The sequence below is a fragment of the Vreelandella titanicae BH1 genome (assembly GCF_000336575.1).
Taxonomy (GTDB): domain Bacteria; phylum Pseudomonadota; class Gammaproteobacteria; order Pseudomonadales; family Halomonadaceae; genus Vreelandella; species Vreelandella titanicae.
This window is the reverse complement of sequence record NZ_AOPO01000002.1, coordinates 435,838-453,071: the sequence shown is the minus strand read 5'-3', so window position 1 is coordinate 453,071 and position 17,234 is coordinate 435,838. Positions and strand designations below refer to the sequence as shown.

At 54.1% G+C, this 17,234-nt stretch carries 15 protein-coding genes; 3 read left to right on the top strand and 12 right to left on the bottom strand.

Features of this window, described 5'->3' with window-relative positions; genetic code table 11:
- Positions 1–104: 104 nt before the first annotated feature.
- Genes HALTITAN_RS06635 through HALTITAN_RS06625 form a run of 3 tightly spaced genes read left to right on the top strand, consistent with a single transcriptional unit; the run spans position 105 to position 2,052 of the window.
- Positions 105–335 (top strand): DUF1654 domain-containing protein, encoded by a 231-nt coding sequence (locus HALTITAN_RS06635; RefSeq protein WP_039858426.1) that lies wholly within the window; start codon positions 105–107, stop codon positions 333–335.
- Complete coding sequence (locus HALTITAN_RS06630; protein WP_039858425.1) at positions 332–781, top strand: LexA family protein; 450 nt, start codon at positions 332–334, stop codon at positions 779–781. The genes HALTITAN_RS06635 and HALTITAN_RS06630 overlap by 4 nt, the downstream gene beginning before the upstream one ends.
- Entirely contained in the window at positions 778–2,052 is a 1,275-nt protein-coding gene (locus HALTITAN_RS06625; RefSeq protein ID WP_039858424.1) for a Y-family DNA polymerase, read from the top strand. The genes HALTITAN_RS06630 and HALTITAN_RS06625 overlap by 4 nt, the downstream gene beginning before the upstream one ends.
- A gap of 693 nt (positions 2,053–2,745) precedes the next feature.
- On the opposite strand, the gene HALTITAN_RS06615 is transcribed toward HALTITAN_RS06625, so the two are convergent.
- The 12 genes from HALTITAN_RS06615 to HALTITAN_RS06570 form a co-directional block, all read right to left on the bottom strand.
- Entirely contained in the window at positions 2,746–3,210 is a 465-nt protein-coding gene (locus HALTITAN_RS06615; protein ID WP_039858422.1) for a hypothetical protein, read from the bottom strand.
- A complete protein-coding gene (locus tag HALTITAN_RS06610) occupies positions 3,210–5,111 on the bottom strand; it encodes a hypothetical protein (RefSeq protein WP_039858421.1) in 1,902 nt (633 codons plus the stop codon). Before HALTITAN_RS06610 ends, HALTITAN_RS06615 begins: the two co-directional genes overlap by 1 nt.
- A gap of 2 nt (positions 5,112–5,113) precedes the next feature.
- Positions 5,114–5,932 (bottom strand): hypothetical protein, encoded by an 819-nt coding sequence (locus tag HALTITAN_RS06605; RefSeq protein ID WP_039858419.1) that lies wholly within the window; start codon positions 5,930–5,932, stop codon positions 5,114–5,116.
- Complete coding sequence (locus tag HALTITAN_RS06600) at positions 5,929–7,284, bottom strand: hypothetical protein (protein ID WP_009286621.1); 1,356 nt, start codon at positions 7,282–7,284, stop codon at positions 5,929–5,931. Before HALTITAN_RS06600 ends, HALTITAN_RS06605 begins: the two co-directional genes overlap by 4 nt.
- Positions 7,281–12,725, bottom strand: coding sequence for an EF-hand domain-containing protein (locus tag HALTITAN_RS06595; RefSeq protein ID WP_039858417.1), 5,445 nt, complete (start codon positions 12,723–12,725; stop codon positions 7,281–7,283). Before HALTITAN_RS06595 ends, HALTITAN_RS06600 begins: the two co-directional genes overlap by 4 nt.
- A 107-nt stretch (positions 12,726–12,832) precedes the next feature.
- Positions 12,833–13,441 carry a hypothetical protein gene (locus HALTITAN_RS06590; RefSeq protein WP_009286620.1) on the bottom strand — a complete coding sequence of 203 codons (609 nt, stop codon included), beginning with the start codon at positions 13,439–13,441 and terminating at the stop codon, positions 12,833–12,835.
- Positions 13,442–13,606: 165 nt separating this feature from the next.
- Positions 13,607–14,599: a hypothetical protein gene (locus HALTITAN_RS06585; protein ID WP_039858415.1), complete on the bottom strand. Its 993-nt coding sequence runs from the start codon at positions 14,597–14,599 to the stop codon at positions 13,607–13,609.
- A gap of 212 nt (positions 14,600–14,811) precedes the next feature.
- Positions 14,812–15,246 carry a type II toxin-antitoxin system death-on-curing family toxin gene (locus tag HALTITAN_RS06580; RefSeq protein WP_009286618.1) on the bottom strand — a complete coding sequence of 145 codons (435 nt, stop codon included), beginning with the start codon at positions 15,244–15,246 and terminating at the stop codon, positions 14,812–14,814.
- Between the two features lie 5 nt (positions 15,247–15,251).
- Positions 15,252–15,419, bottom strand: coding sequence for a hypothetical protein (locus HALTITAN_RS25720; protein WP_085947149.1), 168 nt, complete (start codon positions 15,417–15,419; stop codon positions 15,252–15,254).
- 549 nt (positions 15,420–15,968) lie between these two features.
- Positions 15,969–16,148 carry a hypothetical protein gene (locus HALTITAN_RS25305; RefSeq protein WP_152419239.1) on the bottom strand — a complete coding sequence of 60 codons (180 nt, stop codon included), beginning with the start codon at positions 16,146–16,148 and terminating at the stop codon, positions 15,969–15,971.
- A 165-nt stretch (positions 16,149–16,313) separates the two neighbouring features.
- A complete protein-coding gene (locus HALTITAN_RS25975) occupies positions 16,314–16,733 on the bottom strand; it encodes a DUF1799 domain-containing protein (RefSeq protein ID WP_268871418.1) in 420 nt (139 codons plus the stop codon).
- 89 nt (positions 16,734–16,822) lie between these two features.
- Positions 16,823–17,164, bottom strand: a complete 342-nt coding sequence (locus HALTITAN_RS06570; protein ID WP_039858412.1) for a hypothetical protein — start codon at positions 17,162–17,164, stop codon at positions 16,823–16,825.
- Positions 17,165–17,234 lie beyond the last annotated feature (70 nt).

The following is a 17,234-nucleotide window of genomic DNA, read 5'->3' as shown; positions in this document are numbered from 1 at the left end:
TTCGCAGCCCGCCCCATATTATCAACGCTTGCAGTCAACGATGGTCATCGCTTATCGTTCGCCCTAAATACTGTATATATCACCAGTTATTTAAGGAAACGCTCATGTCAAAATCATACGAGCAGCTAGTCAAACGGGTTCAGAAAGAGATCGGCAGCCCGGGAGCGCAGTCAAAGCACTGTGTCGAGCTCCGACGCCGAGAAGATGAGAGCTCCGAAGATTGGGCACAAATGCTTGCTGACCTGGGCACCGTCGAGAACGTGACGCTTACCCCCATGGACGACGACGCTGAGCATATACGCATCACATGGAATCCCGAGGAGAGCATGGCATGAGTATGCATCTCTCGGTACTAGGACGCGTAGATACCACCTCCCCTCCGCTTAAATTGCCTCTAGCCGCTGGCGAGGTGCGCACCGGCTTTCCCAGCCCGGCGGATGACTATCTTGAGGCTGAACTGGATCTTGTCGATCACCTTGTTCAGCACCCCAGCGCGACCTACTATCTTCGCGCCAAAGGCACTTCAATGACCGGTGTAGGGATCTACGATGGCGATCTCTTGATTGTCGATCGCTCTCTCGAACCTAAATTGGGCCATATCGTGATTATGAGTGTTGATGGGGAGCTCACTTGCAAAAAGCTGGGCAAGATCGGCAACCGTCCTTACCTGATCGCCTCGAATCCCGAGTTCCGGCCGATTCCCTTAGACGGAAAAGAATGCCAGGTGTGGGGAGTCGTCACCCATAACATCCACTCCCTGGCACCTGGGTTCTCAGTATGATCGCCCTGGTCGACTGCAATAATTTCTATGTGTCATGCGAGCGTGTCTTTAACCCCAAGCTGGAAGGCCAACCAGTAGGCGTGATGTCGAATAACGATGGCTGTGTTGTCGCCCGGTCGGCTGAAATCAAAGCGCTCGGCGTGGGGATGGGCATGCCCGCGCACCAGATCGACCCTCACATTCGTCGCCAGTGCATTCTGCTGAGCTCCAATTATGCGCTTTACGGAGATATGAGCCGCCGCGTCACCGACGTTCTCAGTCAGCACACACCACACGTTGATGTGTATAGCATTGATGAATCGTTTTTATCGTTCGAGGGATTCGCGCCAGAAACGCTTGAGGAGCGGTGCCAGGCAATGCGACGTCAAGTGCGCCGGGATACCGGCATTCCGGTCAGTGTGGGCCTTAGTACCAGCAAAACGCTCGCCAAGATCGCTAATCACCGGGCCAAAAAAGAGAAAGGGTTCGATGGCGTGGCCATCCTGGAGCCGAACAGCGATGACACACGCGCTTTCCTCGAGCAGCTACCTGTCACAGAAATTTGGGGAGTGGCAGGTCGCAGCGCTGCACGTCTCCGCACCCTTGGCATTGAAACAGCCTGGCAGTTGCGCGAATCATCTCCTAAGCACTTGCGAAAGCACTTCTCGGTAGTCATGGAGAGAATCGTTTGGGAGCTACGCGGCGATGACTGTATCCCACTTGATGATATGACTCAGCCGAAGCAACAGATCATGGTTAGCCGCAGCTTTGGGCGCCTCACCAGCAACAAAGTAGATTTGCACGAAGCGATCCGCGTGCACGCCTCCCGGGCAGGTGAGAAATTGCGCAAACAGCAAGGCTTAGCTCAGGCGATTATGGTGTTTGTGCGTACCAATCGCTTTCGTAGTGATCTACCTAGCTACAGTAAAAGCCTAGTTGTTCCACTCCCCCACCCGACTGACGATAGCCGTGAATTGGTCAAGGCTGCGATGGCTGGATTGGAAAGAATATTCAAGGAGGGGATCCGGTACCAGAAATGCGGCGTGATGCTGATGGATCTCTGCGATCACGACAATGAGCAGTTGGGGCTGCTGGCTGAGCCCGTGAGTGATGAGAAGCGGGCCAAAAATGAAAAGCTGATGGCCACGCTGGATAAGCTCAATAGAGAGCATGGCAAAAACACAGTGCGGCTGGGGATGCCGAGGAAGATGAACGCATGGGAATTGCGTTGCGAGCATCGAACGCCAAGATATACAACGACGTGGGAAGAACTGGCAGTTGTTAAAACGTAGAGAGCCATCCCTGGCAGGTCTAACTCCCTTCTTTTAGATTAGCTAGCTAATAGCTTGAGAGCTGGGTCAATCAATTAAATATTTTGCAGAAGTAATCCAGCACGCTGCCATGAAAAAGCACGATGCGGGAAGCGCTACCACGCGCTATGCTCTGGAATAGCAAGTCAGATCAATAAGCCCAACACGGCTGAGGGGAAGCTGATGTCAAGATCGATAGCAGTCCAGAATGCCGATGGGGGCGATGATTATGTAGTTGCCGAAATCAGGCCAGTGCATCACAGACCCTTATCTGGAAATGAAGCCGAGCTTCAAGGCACAGTTAGCTTTTATCTTTCCACGGGGCAAGTACTAAATCATGTGTCAGTGGAGCGTTTCGAAAACCCAATGACCGAAGAATCCTACTACGTACTGAATGATGATGACATAGAGTGGCTTATCAGTTTACAGCCGATAGATTCTGGGACAAATGGGTAGAGAGTGCCGTCCATGGCCGTCCAGAATCCATATCTACCCTTAACCTTCCTTGGCGTGACGCATCCGTCATGCTAATAGCGGCGTCCCTGGCGTCACACCTTCACAGTAGCAGCGTTTCCGCACCACATATGTAAGAGATCGCTGACTTTTTTGTAAGAGATCTCTTACAACAGGCACAAAAACACGCCAGCTGGCGGTGGCGTGTTTCGCGGGCGGGGCTTAGGCCTCAATAGACAGCGCGTGCACGAACAGCTCGTCTACCTGCTCGTCAGTCAGTTCAAGCGCTGCCGCTATCTCTAATACCGTTGGACTCAACCGCCGAAACTCGGTAGCCATCTGCCAAGCCCTGCGAGTTTTCGTGAGTGTAGCGGGGTCAGCAATGATAGTTTCGACCTGCTCTATATAGCCAAAATCATCAAGCGCTTGGTGCGCCTGAAATGCGCTGACAGTAGCAGTCTCCCGAAAAACACGAAGCTCCAATTCTTCACTGGATTCACCGGTGTAAGCGGCGATAGTAGTGGCCCCTTCTTCGGCATCCGCTAGAATCTGAGCGTACAACTCCCGGCCAAATTCCTCTCCATCGTCTGGGCGGGCAGTGAAGGGAATCCAGCCGTACTTTGCGTGCTTTACTTCGCAGTTAATCTCTTCGTTGTTGCGGGTGTAGCTTGGGTTTTGGTATTCCATTAAGAAATCCTCTGCCAAAGAGTGGTGTTTGATATTTGCTCGCCCTCTGCCCTGCCCATGCACATCCAAGTTCCCGATAATCGCAAGCTAGAAATAACAAAAGCGCCGTTATTTTGAGCCGTAAAAACAGGGCAAAGCTCGCTTCCGGGAACTGTGGCGCCGCGAAGCTTTTGTGCATTGATCATGTACTGAGCCAGAGCGTAACTGCCTACAGCATCAAAGCCGCTTGCAGGGGCGTAAGCACCATCAATGCCTAGCACCGACTTCACCTGCGCAGGTGTGGACGGGCGCATAAAGTCGGTGCCATCGGTTTTAGTCGACGTGTAAATAACGGCGATATTGCTGCTGGTGGCTGTGTACGTTGATCGAAACAGCCTTGCCCTTATATCGCCAGCAGAATCCCGCCCAGCAATCGTATTAGCATCGTCGTTAACGCTGCGAGACTGGCCGTTAAGCCGTGAAGCATTGACGTTAGTTAAGCCGCTACCGTTGCCAGAAAAACCGCCTTGCGTGTGCACTTCCCCGTAAAAATAATGTTTACCGTTGTCGCTGGTGTAGTGTGTATAGCTACCGTTGCGGTTGCCAATCTCAACTCCACCATTGGCGGCATTATTAATCCTCAAACCATCAACGGCGCCCTTTAGCGTGACACTCTGGGGAAGGGCTAGATCACCAAAAAAGGTTACGTTTCGGCTCTGGTAATGAAGCTCTATGGCTTCGTTAGCAGGAACACCGGTATTAACATCAACGGAGCCCATGCCAATATGCCCGCGTCCATCGCCAGTATATGTAACGCTAATACTGGCATTATCGCTTTCACCTATTGTTATGCCGCCCGCTTGCTCAACACCGCTGAGACCACTGGTTGAGCTTTTAAGTGTTACCCAAGGCCTATCCTTTTCAATTTTCTGATCACCGGCAAATACATTGGTAACGGCTAGCCTCGCGTACCGTCCATCATGATCCCCGCTTGTGCGGTGATTATTCATCGCGTTGGCTTGAAGTAATTTCTCTGTCGAGGAGTCAAACCGGCTGCCTGTCGATGCAATACGGGCTATCGGCACAGTGCCTTTATCTAGCAGGGAAGCGTTTAAACTGACGTTGACGAACTCAGCCCCTCCCATGTTTAGCTGCTTATCCGTGTCATTCCAGTAGACACGCAATTGACCGGTGCCGTATGAGCTGTTGTAAGCACCAATGTACATGTACCCATTGTTATGAGTCAGTCGGGCTTTCAGGTCGTTACTGCCCAGATCGGCGCCGCTGCGGGGCACGTAATCAGCGAGCTTTGCGTCAATATCCGCATTGGCCTCTTGCGCCGCCGCCTCAGCCCCTTCTTGCGCCTTCTCTGCGCCCTGCCTCGCCGTATCCGCCAATCCAGCTTGCTGGGCAGCAGTAGACGCCGCCTGCTGTGACTGCGTTTTTGCTAACTTCACAGCGTCCAAGTCACCATACAACTCTTCAGCCGCATTCTTAGCCGCCAAGGCGTCACCGGCTGAGCCATTGGCCGCGCCTGCCGCCTCGGTGGCGGTTTGCGTATTTTGTGCCACAACCTGTTTATCGCTAGCCACCTGCTGGGCGTGCCCGCTGACTGCGCCAGCAGCGGTATCAATCAGCTGTTTTTGTTCGTCGACATGCTGACGATCCGCATTAACCGCGTTTTTCGCCTCGGTTACCGCTTGCCGGTCGGCGGCCACTAGCCCCGCTTTCTGTGTAATGTCGGTGCGCGACTCAGCGACGAATTGAAACTCTACGTTTGCCTCTTGCACCATCTGGGCAAGTTCAACAGCAAATTGCTGCATCTTCTGATTGCGAGCGTTGTCTTTAATCACCGCTTGACGACGGTCACCGATCTTAAAGTTTTCCGCTTGCAGATCGGGGACGTTGGGCGCTGTCACCATGGTCATACCTCCAGATACGCCAGCGGCGCACTAAAGTTGTTGTGAAACTCGTTGGTGGTTTCAAAGTCGTCGTCAAGCATGGCCACGAACGCGTGAGCAGCCTCTTTAACACCGCCCTCTTCTGGGTAAATGTTGATATACACTTCCTGTCCAGCTCCCGCCCTGAGTAGCTCTTGAGTCAAGATCCCCGTCTCTTCATCGTCCAGGTGCTTAAAGTCGAACGTTAGCCGACGAGAGACACCACCACCGATATGCCGAAGCGAGCCAGATTCTGTCCGCTTCTTTTCACCTCTAAACACCCACCTAAGCTTTACCCCCCAGCTAACGTTCATATCCTTTGGAGGGGAGTAAGGTAACCCTGAGAAAATCCTGCCCACCTGTATGTACCCCGCTTCGCTATTGGGGTCGTCAAACGTAATCTGGTAACCATCCACTAGCGTGGGCTCCGTCCAGACGTTGTAGTGGATTGAGGGTAAGCTCGTGAGGTCAGAGCCGCCCCAGGGGTCAATGCCTGCGCGCCAAACACCCAGCGGAATAATATCGGCGGCGACAACCGGCCCGGTGTCGAACACTACTTCGCCCTCGAACAGGTACTCCACTTGCACAGTTCCCACGCTGCTGAGGTTGTGGCCATACACGACCACCGATGAAATAAAGGTGGGGTTCTCTAACATCGCCGTTATCCGCTCGTTAGTCGCCGTCAACCCCCGCCAGCTATAACTCCTGCCTGCCATCTGGGTGTTCTCAACCGGTGACTGAGCACTGCTCGCTGTCAGCGTGGCCCTGTCATGCTCGTTATCCATAATGGCGCGCATCGTCATACCCACACCTCCAAGTTTGAGTTTTCACGCGTCGGCGAGCGACCCACCACAAGCAACCGTCCCAGCCTGCCCTCTAACCGGCGGTGCTGAACGCTCACCACCTGGCCGGCTGACACATAGGAGAGCGACGTCTCGATAGACCATATCTCCCGCCTTTCAGAACGCAGCTGTAAGAGCCGATCCCGCTCGGTAGCGGCGTCAGTCTCGTCTTGAATCACGCTGTCACGCGTAACCCGTTCAGCCAGCGGGTAGTTGCTAACATCCTGTTCAGCCCGGCTTTCACGCCACTCTGTGCGCAGCCGTGTAGCCTCGGCGGGCTCCTCTTCATCGAGCACCGCCGCGACATTTGATAAGGGGGAATAATTGCGCCCCCAGCGGAGGGTAAGTCTTCGCCAGGGAGGTTCTGTGTCCGTGAGTCGGCAGCGGTCGTAGTTGATGTCATCGCCAACGATCATTACATCCGCGGTTAAAGGGAGCTTGTGTTGGCGGGCTACCAGGGCGTTTACTTCGTTCAAATACCAGTAAGCGCCCAGTCCATTACACAGCTCTTCAAGAATCTGCCGACCGCTCACTTCACTGTTGTAGTAAAGGCCAACCCGGTACGTAGGCAGATCAACATCACCGATCGCGATGCCGTAATGTGCTGCCACCCACTCAACCACCTGCTGTGGCGTGTTGTGCTGCTCTTCAATATCGCCGGTAATGTCGCCGAACTTATCGGTGAGCGTGACAGTCCCGCCTGCCATGTCCGTGCTGTGCGTAAGCCTGGCCCCATTAGCTTTCGCTGTGATGCTCGCCACTGGCAGAAATGAACCGCGGTAGGTCAGCGTCTGGGTGTCGACACGGTACAGTGGGGCGTTATAAACGCTTCCTAAAGCAAGTGGCACCGGGCCAGCGCCATCAGGCAGTTGGCCGGTGTCGATTGGTTCATCTAGCACGCTGGATTCATCATCCATGCGAAACGTTATGGCACCTCGCCTCGCCTCACGGATACCTCCATTACGGCCTTGGGCAAGCAAACGAAAATCATCCCTTGCCCACTTTGGGGAACCCAGATACAGACGGATAGGATGCCCCTGCCAGGCTAAAAACAGCCAGTCAGTAATGCTACCGTCATCCATCAAAGTGACTTCGCCAAACGTGACTTGACCGTCAATACGCGTGGTAATGTCCACCGCCGTTTCAAGGCAGTCGTCATAAGGCCGGTTTGCGTCACTGTCGCTAGGCAACGACATGAATGGCCCAGTCGCTACGTATTTGATACCGCCGGCGTGGTGCATTTCAGCAAGGAGCAAACGGCTCGCATTGAGATTCGCTAGCCATGCGGCGTACTGACCATCACTGATGCTCACGGGGTTTTACTCCGGGTTTTGCTGTTGCGGTTGATGGCCTGCAGCTCATCTATCTGGTTTTCACGCTGACGATGGCTTCGATTGCCGTGCTTCTCTATTGCCCCGCCAAGAGCTTCTAATAAGCGGGCGTTCTCTGCCTGCAAGCTCTTGCTTTCCTTACGGGTTTCCATCAGCTCGCGCTTAACATCGTTGAGCACCTGCAGCACGTCCGCACTACCCAACGCGGGGAACTGCGGCAGCGGGGGCATTTCAGGTATCGGGAGTTGCATCGGGCCATCGGGCAGGCGCATCAAGCCAGTGGCATCAATCCCTAAGCGACCACCGGCACCACGTGAAAGCGGCACGATAGCTTCGGGATCTTCTTCGCCCATCAAGCCCATATTGAATAACGTGGGAGCTGAAACGATGGAGTTAGTGAACACGCCGCCGTTAGCGAATTTCGGTACCGTGCCATCGCCGTAAAGCCCGCGCTCTTTCAACCACTCTTCACCACCCGCGGGTAGGTTCGCCCATGCAACGGCTTGATGCAGGTTTCCGGCCCGGGACTCTTTTTCCGCTAACCACATTGACCAACTTGTCAGCTGGAATCCCTTCGCACCTTGGCCCATAACGTCGTGATACGCGGCGTCGATCTTGTTAGCAACGGGGTCAGATACCGGATTTTTGTTGATAATGTCGTCGATGTCGGACGGGTTTCCGCCCAGCACATCATCAGTATCCCCCGACTGCCTGCCCAGCCCGATCTCCGCAAGCGTGAGTGAGCTGGCGGCGATGGATTCGAGATAGCTAATCTGCCCATCGCCATTTTTATCAATCAGTTGGAACAGTTTTTCGAGGCTTGAGTCAGTCGCCATCCCGGCGAACGCGTCCCGAAACTCGTCGTAGTCAATGAGCCCGCTAGCGTCAACATCAATGCCGCTGAACTCGCTTTCCAACGCGCTGACAATGCCCATGCTCAGCCCCGCAATGCGGGAACCGGTGATCTCCTCCTGGCTGATAATGCCGTCGCCGTTATGATCGACACGTTGAATCAGCCTGCTAATTTCAGCATCCGTCGCGTGGGGCGCCAGTGCCGCGCGCACCTGCTGCTCCGTTAACGATTGCGCGCCCAGCTGCTGCATTTCTTGATACAGCGTGGTTTTAAGCGCATCTATATTGTTCCATCCAGAAGTGATTGAGCGCTCTATTGCAGACACAACGCCGTCGCGATTAAGATCCAGCATCACGCCCAGTTGCGCGGTTTGCTCCCCGACGATTCCGCGAAACTCGTCAGCGAGAAACTGCTCTGGTGTGAGCAGTTCAGGCAGGCGCTCCATTGCGTCGCGGATTTCAGCGATGCCATTAACCGCGGGGTCACTGCTCGCGTACATCTCTTGCAGATTAGCGATGTAGCGGTCAGCGTATTGGGTAATCCCCTGCTGTGCGTTGCGGTCGCCCTGGAGCGCTTTTTCGTACTGCGCCCAAAAGTCAGCATCCGACGCTTCCAAGCGCTCGCGGGGCGTTCCCATGCCCTGCTCTGTCGCGTCATGCTGGGCCAGCCAGCTGTCTATGCTGTTGCCGAAACCCGCCATCTCGTTGCGCGCACGCGCCCACGCCTGCGATTCCTGCTCAATGCCCCGGATACGTTCTTGCTGTGCGCGCTCGGCGTTTTGCTGGGCGGCTTGTTCATCTTCAATCGCCCAAAGGCGCCCCTGCAGCGCCGTGAGATTATCAATCTCGGCGTTTTCAAGTTCGCTCAGCCGGTCAAGTTCAAGCTGACGTAGCGCGTCGGTATTGCCCTGCACCTGCAGCAGTTGTTTTTCTAACTGCTCACGCGCACGCAGCGCTTCAGACATATTGTCGATACCGCTAGCCGCACCGTTTGACGCGTACTCAGCCGCCTCAGCGCTGCTTGCGATACTGCTAAGCGCGTCTTCAAGTGTCAGTGAACCGCTCGCTACAACATCAAACCAGTAGTCCAGCCCCGACGCATCCGGCGCTCGCCCCAGCACATCTTGATACTGCTGCTCGATGGCCTGACGTACCGCCGCATTGGTTTCTTTCAGCGCGGGAGCAAGGGCCATCAGGTCATAAGCAAGCTGCTGTGATGCTTCGCCGTTAAGCTGCTGCGCTTCAACGATTGCCCGCAGCTCCGCGACCGTGCGCGGGGCTTCGTCGGTGATTGCGGAAAACGACTGCAGTAGATCTTGATGACTGTTACTCAGGCGCTCGGATTCGCTGAACGCGGCGTTGTAGTACGCGTCGTTAATCGCGGCCATGTTTTCCACGCCGCCCACGTACTGAGCTAGCCCGCTCGCTGACTCATAAGCCCCTGCCGCAGTGGCATCAAACTGCAGGTTGAGGCGTTCCATGCCATCAGATAGCAGCGCGTGCGCCTGCTGAGCGACTTGGGCTTGCTGGACAACGCTCTCAAAGTCCCCCTCCAACCCGCGCACGAACTCACCAAACTGACCGCTAAGCGCTTCTAGCGCAGCTCGGGGCCGCTCGTTAAGCGCAAACTCGATCAATTCACCAGCTGTACTGCTCGACGACTCAAGCCCCTGCACAGCGGCTTGCATGGCTTCAAGTTCATCGGTTGTTCTCGCAAGCGAAGCAGCGAGGGTATCGCGCACCACGGCGGCGTCGGTCAGCTCTTCGGCCCAGCCCTTATCTTCACCCATTCCCGCACGCTGCAGCCGCTTGGTGCCGCGATCTAGGAACCCGGTGTAACCCAGGGCAGATTGACCATAGAAGTTCTCGCCATCGTCTTGATGCTCGAAAACGCCATCTTTACCGCTGCGGGCGTATTGCGATGGGTCGTTGGTACCGGTGGTGCCAAAGCGCCCGCTGAATTTTGTCTCCTTATCAAGGCTGGCCAGGGCTGAGCCAATAAACGACCCGGCAGCGGCACCCAGAGGCCCGCCGAAATAGGCGCCGACGAGAGTCCCGGCGGTTTCTAGAATGTCGTTATCGCGACCCTCGCCGAACACTGAGCGCCCGGCATAGCTGCCCGCAAACCCAGCACCAGCCGATGCTAGGCCGGTCATGCCGCTAAAGTTCGCGGTAGAGCCGCCCATAAAGCCAGTGGCACCAGTGCCTTGGGTGGCAGCATTTGCCCAGCCGGTGCCGCCGTATGAGCTACCCGCGCCCGTCCAAGCTATATTGCTAACGCCACCTTTTAGGGCGCTCCAGCCGTTTTTGAGCGAACTCATGGAGCTAAGGTCGAAGCCTCCGGCACCACCCCCCGACATACCGGAGGTATCCAGCCCCATCATGCCCGCGACTTCAAACGTCAGCTTTTGCGTGGTGAGCATGTGGGCGATGTTGGCGAAGGTCTGCTCGAAAGCATTTTCGACTGTATCTAGCGCACTGGTTGAGCCATCGACTAGGCCCAGCCAGGCATCCCGACCTGAGTCGTCAACACTGCGTAATGTGTTGTCGGCAATGGTGCCCCAGGAGGTAAAGCTGTTGGCGATACGTTGGCTGGCGTCTTCGGATGCCTGAGCGGTTTTGTCGGTTTCTCGCTGGGCTGCCTGGAAACTTTCTTGCAGCAGCCCCATCGCCTGCATGTACTGCACGGTGTTCATACGGCCCGTGGCCAGCGCCAGATTCAGCACGCCCACATCTTGGGCATACTGCCGCGCAGCGCGGCGGTTGGGCTGGATGCGGTCTAATAGGTTTTCGTAGCTGTTGGCGAGTGTGGTGGTTTCTTCAGCGGCTTTAGCTGTCGATTTGCTTGTTGCATCTGCTGTTACAACAATGTCTTCCAGTGCCCTCGCGCCCTCTCGATCAGCACTTGTAGCCTCTTCACGCGCAGCACGGTTTTCACGAATGGCTGTTTGCAGCTGCACTTGCCGCTCCCAGAGCCCAGCCAATGCTTGCGCTTGATCGCCAACTGCGCCAGCAACGCTATCAGCCATTCCTTTGTGGGAGTTTTCATAAAATGCTTGGCGGGCTTCCAGCTCGGTTAGCTGCGCCATCGCCTCTTGCGCTTGAAGTGAGACGGCTTCAAGGGAATTAACGAGGTTGTCATAAGTTGCATCGAGCGCCGCTGTTGTTCCATCACGGATGGCATCGCTATTTGCATCCAGTGCATTTGTTGCATTCTGGGCTGCAGCGTCGACAAAACCCAGCTCTTCACGGAAGTAATACAGCGCGCCGACCGCGACAACGGCAGCTCCGCCTGGGCCGCCCACTAACGCCAAGGCGCCAGCGCTAGCCCGGGTCGCGCCCGCCATTGCCTGAGCGGCAACAGTGCCACGTGCCATGGCAGTTGTATTGGCATTCACCGCGGCCGTGTGTGCCGCTTCGGCAGCAATCGCACGCTGGTTAGCTGCTGCCATTTGCGTAATGGCTTTAGTACGCAGCGCTGTATTACTTGAGGCTGCGGCAATAGCACGCGAGTTTTCGTAGGCGCGGGCGGCGGCCGCTTTCTCTGACGCTGCTACGCGCAACGCTTCGGCAGTCTTTGCCCGTGCAGCGGACGTGGCCGCTACATCTGCTTGAGCCTGGGCGATGGTGGCGGCTGTATTAGTCGCAATACCCTTAGCAGCGCTGGCGAAGGCCGCTGCATAACGGCCTGCCATGATGGCCGCCAGCAGCGTAGCCGCATCTTTTGTGGTATTGAGTATGATTTCAGCGCCGCCAATCTCTTGGATAAACGCACTAGTAGCCTGGAGCCCAGCCGTCATCGAGGGCACCAGATCAGCGGCTAGCGTCTGGCTGAGACCTTGAGCCGCAAACTTTAGCCGATCCACCTCGTCGTTATAGGTGGCCATGGCGTTAGCGGTGTCTTGAGAGATCGTTAGCCCAAGCGCGTTCGCTTCCGCTCGCATGGCGGCGATGGCATCGGTGCCCTGGTTGACGATCTGCACCAGCTTAACGCCTTCGCTATCCCACAGCTTTTGCGCCAGCGCTACACGCTCACTGCTGCTTTCCACGTTTTGCATGGCGGTAGCAATGCGCTCGAACTGCTCTTCCGGCGCTAACTGATTCAGCGCTTGCGCGCTCAAGCCGAGGCGGTCTAACGCTTCCGACGCTACGCCCGTGCCTGCCGCTGCCTCCGCGATCCGACGGGTTTGTCGCTGCCATGCAGTAGTTAACTGGCCGAACTCAACGCCCGAAAGCTTGGCAACATAGTTGTACTGACTGAGTGCTTCAGTGCTGGCACCAATGCGCAGGTTGGTTTTCTGTAATTGGTCGCCCCAATCAACCTGGTTCTGGATAGTGTTTGCGGCAAACATGCCCGCAATAGCGCCCGCTAACGGCGCCGCTGCGCGCTTGAGAACGGTTAACCCTTGGCTGGTCGCGTTAACGTTCTGGTTGAACTGCTTACTACGACGAGAGCCACGGTCAAAACCTTTGTTTAGCTTACCTAGCTCGTCATCCGTGGCCTTAATGGCCCGGATACCACCACTGGCATCGCCAGTGATGATCAAGCCAGTTTTATAGTTCTGGGCCATGGGGCAACCTCAAATGACGGGCACAAAAAAGCCCGCACGCGGCGGGCTGGTTAAAATTGCAGGCATTAAAAAACCCGCCGTAGCGGGTTTCTTTTGGCCTTGAGTTATTACGTTTCAAATTTAATGTGCAAAGGCCCTGGTTCCATTCTGATAGCGTACGCTTGCCGAACACTTTCAGAATTCAAGAACTCTATGATGTTTTTTCCCTTCACTACGGCTTTGGCGGCATCTAACTCTGTCAGGGCTGGCTTTTTATTGATGCTGATTAGAACAAACCCTTCTTTTATCAAACCCGAAAGCGGTGAAGCCCTATGTACACTTATAACCTTTAGCCCTTTATAACCGCTTTCAATATTGGAGGGCTCAACTTTTTCCCCTTCAACTGCGGCAGAATATTGTCCCAGATCTGGCTCGGACTCGCGAAAATCAACGCCCGCCATCTGATCACATGAATTCTGGTAGATGCTATTGATCATACTGAAAAGCGCTGCCAGCATAGCAGCACTCACAGCTTGACCAATCGCTATGGCCCATATAAACACATTCGGCTCTTTAGCCGTTTCAATTCGACCGAAGCTGTTTTGCCTAGGGAGCTCAACATATCCGGCGATTGAAATTAAGGCGACGCCGCCTATGCAGGCAAGTATTGCCAATAGCCATGCAAAAGTTACCCATCCTGACCAACGCTCTCTATCCGGCATAGTTTGTGCTGACATAAGGCCCTCTTCTGTTTGTTGTTCCCAAGCCAGCTTAGCGGATAAAGAGAACAGAGGCAGCTAATCCCCTCCCTCCACTAACGTGTGCCGGAGGGTTTATTTGAGATTCCAGGGGCCTAACGAGCGCCCCCAAAAAACCCCGCGAGGGCGGGGTTTTGGCAATTTTCACGACTTAACTACTGGCTCAACTCTTATCACTATTGCGTTGCGGATGGTTTCATCTAGCTGCTTAGCGTTAATCGCAAGCTTAACCGTTGTTCGATCCCACTCGGCTTCACGTAATAAATTTTTGTAGTTATCGCTCAGTGATTCATCCTGCACCAGTGCTTCGAATTCGTTTTGGTTAGAAACGTTGCGCACTTTGACCTTAAAAGCCGTCGGGTCTGTCGTGTCGTTGCGAAGGATGCGGTACTCGCCATCCAGCCGAACTTCTTCGGACTTCCTCCTCGCATTGGACATCAACTGCGTAGTGGTATCGCTATCCAGGTTGATACCATCTATCTCTGCGGTATCGGCCTTCGACATGGTCTTAAGCAAGTCCGCTCTGGCATCGTCAGCGAATCGTGAAGCGTTATCCAGTTCAGTGCTGCGCTTAACAATGCTGGCCATTACTTCAGACCGCTTCGTCTCTTGCTCAGTCATAAACTGAAGAGTAGATAGATGCTCTCTATCAGTTTCACTCTGAACCTCGGCCATTCGAATTTCTTTTCGATGATTCAAAAAAGCTTTATAGGCGGTGGCACTTCCCCAAATGGCACCCAAACCTACGATCGTCATACTTAATGTAGCTGGATCCATGCTGGTCACCGCTTTGGAGGCGATGCTAGTCAAGAGTTCCTGAAAATTGATCTCCAGAACGGTTGAACCTTTCTCAACCTTGACTCTGATTTCTAGCTCTTTCCTCTCCTCTTTGCTGAGCTTGTTGGCATTCGCTGAACCGTATTTAGACAGCGCATATGAACGATTTATTTCGGCTTGAAAATCCACAAAGCCTTTCATGATGCTAGGCGTCAGGCTTTGATCAAATTTCTCACCGGTCAGGCGTATGGATAGCTTTGGCCACCCGACCAATTCAATTCCCTCAACCTGCTCCCCTTCTAGGTATCGCTCTAACCATTCAAACGCGGCCTGATCAGAATCTATTACAGCTACACTCATGCGTCCCCCGCAAGTATTATTCTTTGCCGCATCCTCGTGCGAATCGTGCAAGGTTAGCTGAATTTCTGAGTTGATTACACAATATTATTAAGGCTGGTTTGGCTGTAAGAGGGTTGATTACAGGGGGGGAGCCGCTGATTGGTATGGCTGCTTGTGAAAAATAGAATTGTCATATCAATGTGTTAGCAGTAAAAAACCCCGCGATGGCGGGGCTAGTCGTTCAAGCTAGATGAGTCAAATTCTCGCAACCAGTAAGCAAGTAAACTTGCTATGTCTTCCTCATTATAGGCATGCGTGGCGGCACCCTCCCAAAGCAGGATTATGTCTCTATCAGGCATAGTCAACTCATAGCCATTCAGCAATAGAAAGCGATATACCGCATCTGCAGCGGTACGCTTATTAGCATTTAGGAACGGATGGTTCTGCACAAGCCCCATGCCCAAAACACTAGCTAGTGTCGCCAAGTCTTCAGTCTGGGTGTAATACCTATGCATGCAAGGCTTTTGCTGAGCGCTTTCTAAACCGCCTTGATCACGGATACCAAAAGGCTCACCTGGAGTGAGCCTTAGCATTTCTTTGTTAATTTGTACTAGCTCTGGGACGACAATGTAGCGGATACCGTCATTATCTGAACCGCAGTCGCTCATAAATCTTAAACCTTAGCCAGCTCGCGGTAAGCGTTTTCGTAACGCTCCATCGACATTTTGCCTGCCTTTTCGAACTGCGCTTGATGATCACCAAGACACGGGCGTGCCTTCACGCGCTCACCTTCCTTACGTGCAGGAATGATCAGGCGTTCTTGTTTCAACAGTGCGGACATGGTGACCTCCAAATTTCTTATTCATCTGACAATAAAAAACCCTGACGAGCTCGCCAAGGACATTCAGATGATGCGTTAAGCGTACTCGCCGCGTCAGAATTATTCAACTGAATTGTTGAACAACTAATACAACGCTTGGCGAAACGTTTAACGCGTATACATCTTGTAGCTTAGCTGCGTGAGGCTATAACGGCAACCTAAGCCGCATCAGAATCCCCCCAGTAACGCTCATTGCTTTATAGTGGCTATTTGCCCCAACGCCACGCGGCCAAGCCACGTCCTTATTCGCGGCGCTCATCTGGAGCTTGGCAAACTTATAATACGTAAATCATCCATGTGGCGGCCCCAATCACCGACGCAACCCCCACCAACAGCCAACCAATTGCTATTAACATTCCTACTCGGTCAGCACCTTTCTCAGACATGCGTCCTCTCACATCCACATTGCTCTTTGAACTCGACATAGCACCCTCTGAATTAGCGACATTTCTAGCTAATTACTAAAGAGGGGTGCGGATCGTTTTTTTTGTGATTTTTTTCCAGCGGTAGCTAAACAATCACGCGCAGCACCAGTCCTACTGCGCTAATCAGAGCCGCGGCACCAATCATCACACCTGTATACATCGCCGCTTTCGCTAGCATCATGCCTGCTTTGTCTGCACCTTCAGGTGACATATCTCCTCCTACGCGTAGTCGCGTTTTGCCGCCACTACGCCTATAATTATCCATACATCGTCTCCATGCTCATTCATGGGGAATTGATCAGAGCCTCCGCCGAGTTGCCCCTCGGCGGAGGTTCGTTTTCTACAACACTAGCGTTTTGCTATATGGCAGGAAACGTAGCCCTCTTATCTATTCTAGCCGCATGGCTATGCCGCGGAAACGTATCCCCTCTCAAGCCACAAACACCCCGTCGCTCCTGTAATCAGGTGGCAAATCCATCACGTTCATAAGCTCTCGCACGTTGATGCGTTGCTGCTCTTCCTGCAGGTAACGCAGCTCAGCACGTTTCTCGATGACCTCCGTTACCTGAGCCTGCTGCTCCGCTTCCTGCTCGGCTAAATGGCTTTGATCATTAAACGCTGCGAGTGCGCCCGCTTCGATGTGTTGGATTTGGCTTAGCAACTTGTCTTGCTCGTCATAATCCAGGCGGGCGAACTTGGGGTGGCCATAGAGCGATGTGTAATCAATGCCCAGGCGTTGCCCGCCCGCCATGCCTATGGCCGTGCGCCACTGGGTACGCATCGCTAAAAACAGTTCCAGCGCTGGCCAGTGCTCTTCCCAGACTTCATAGTGCTGAGGCGCTTCGGGTATCTCGGCGTCTTTCAGCCCCCAGCGGTCAGTGTCCTTCTTACGCTGATCTCTGGGGGCTGGGCCACTGGCCCACCACTGGCCAGCGCCGCTTAGTTTTTTGCAGCGGCCTGGTTTCGGCCTTCCTGTGCGGCGTACCAGCTGAGGATCAACGGCCGGCGAATATAGGTTTCTTGCATTAGCTGCTCGACCAGCTCTTTATCAAACGGCAAATCCTTTTTGTCTTCGCCTTTGATACCGCTGATATTCACTAGATCTTCTAAAAACTCCTCATCTTTTTTCTTGCCTGACTGAGCCGCCTCAACGTTGGCGCGGTAGTCGTCCCATTTACGCAGCTTCCACTCTGCCTGGATCGTTGACGCTTTCTTATCGCCCGGCACTTGAATAGGCACATCGACGGTAACGGTGGGGATTTTCTTCAGAATGAGAGACATGGTGTGTTCCTTTAATTGGCACAAATAAACGCGCCACCCTTAGGCGGCGCGGTGTGGTTAGCGTTGGTGG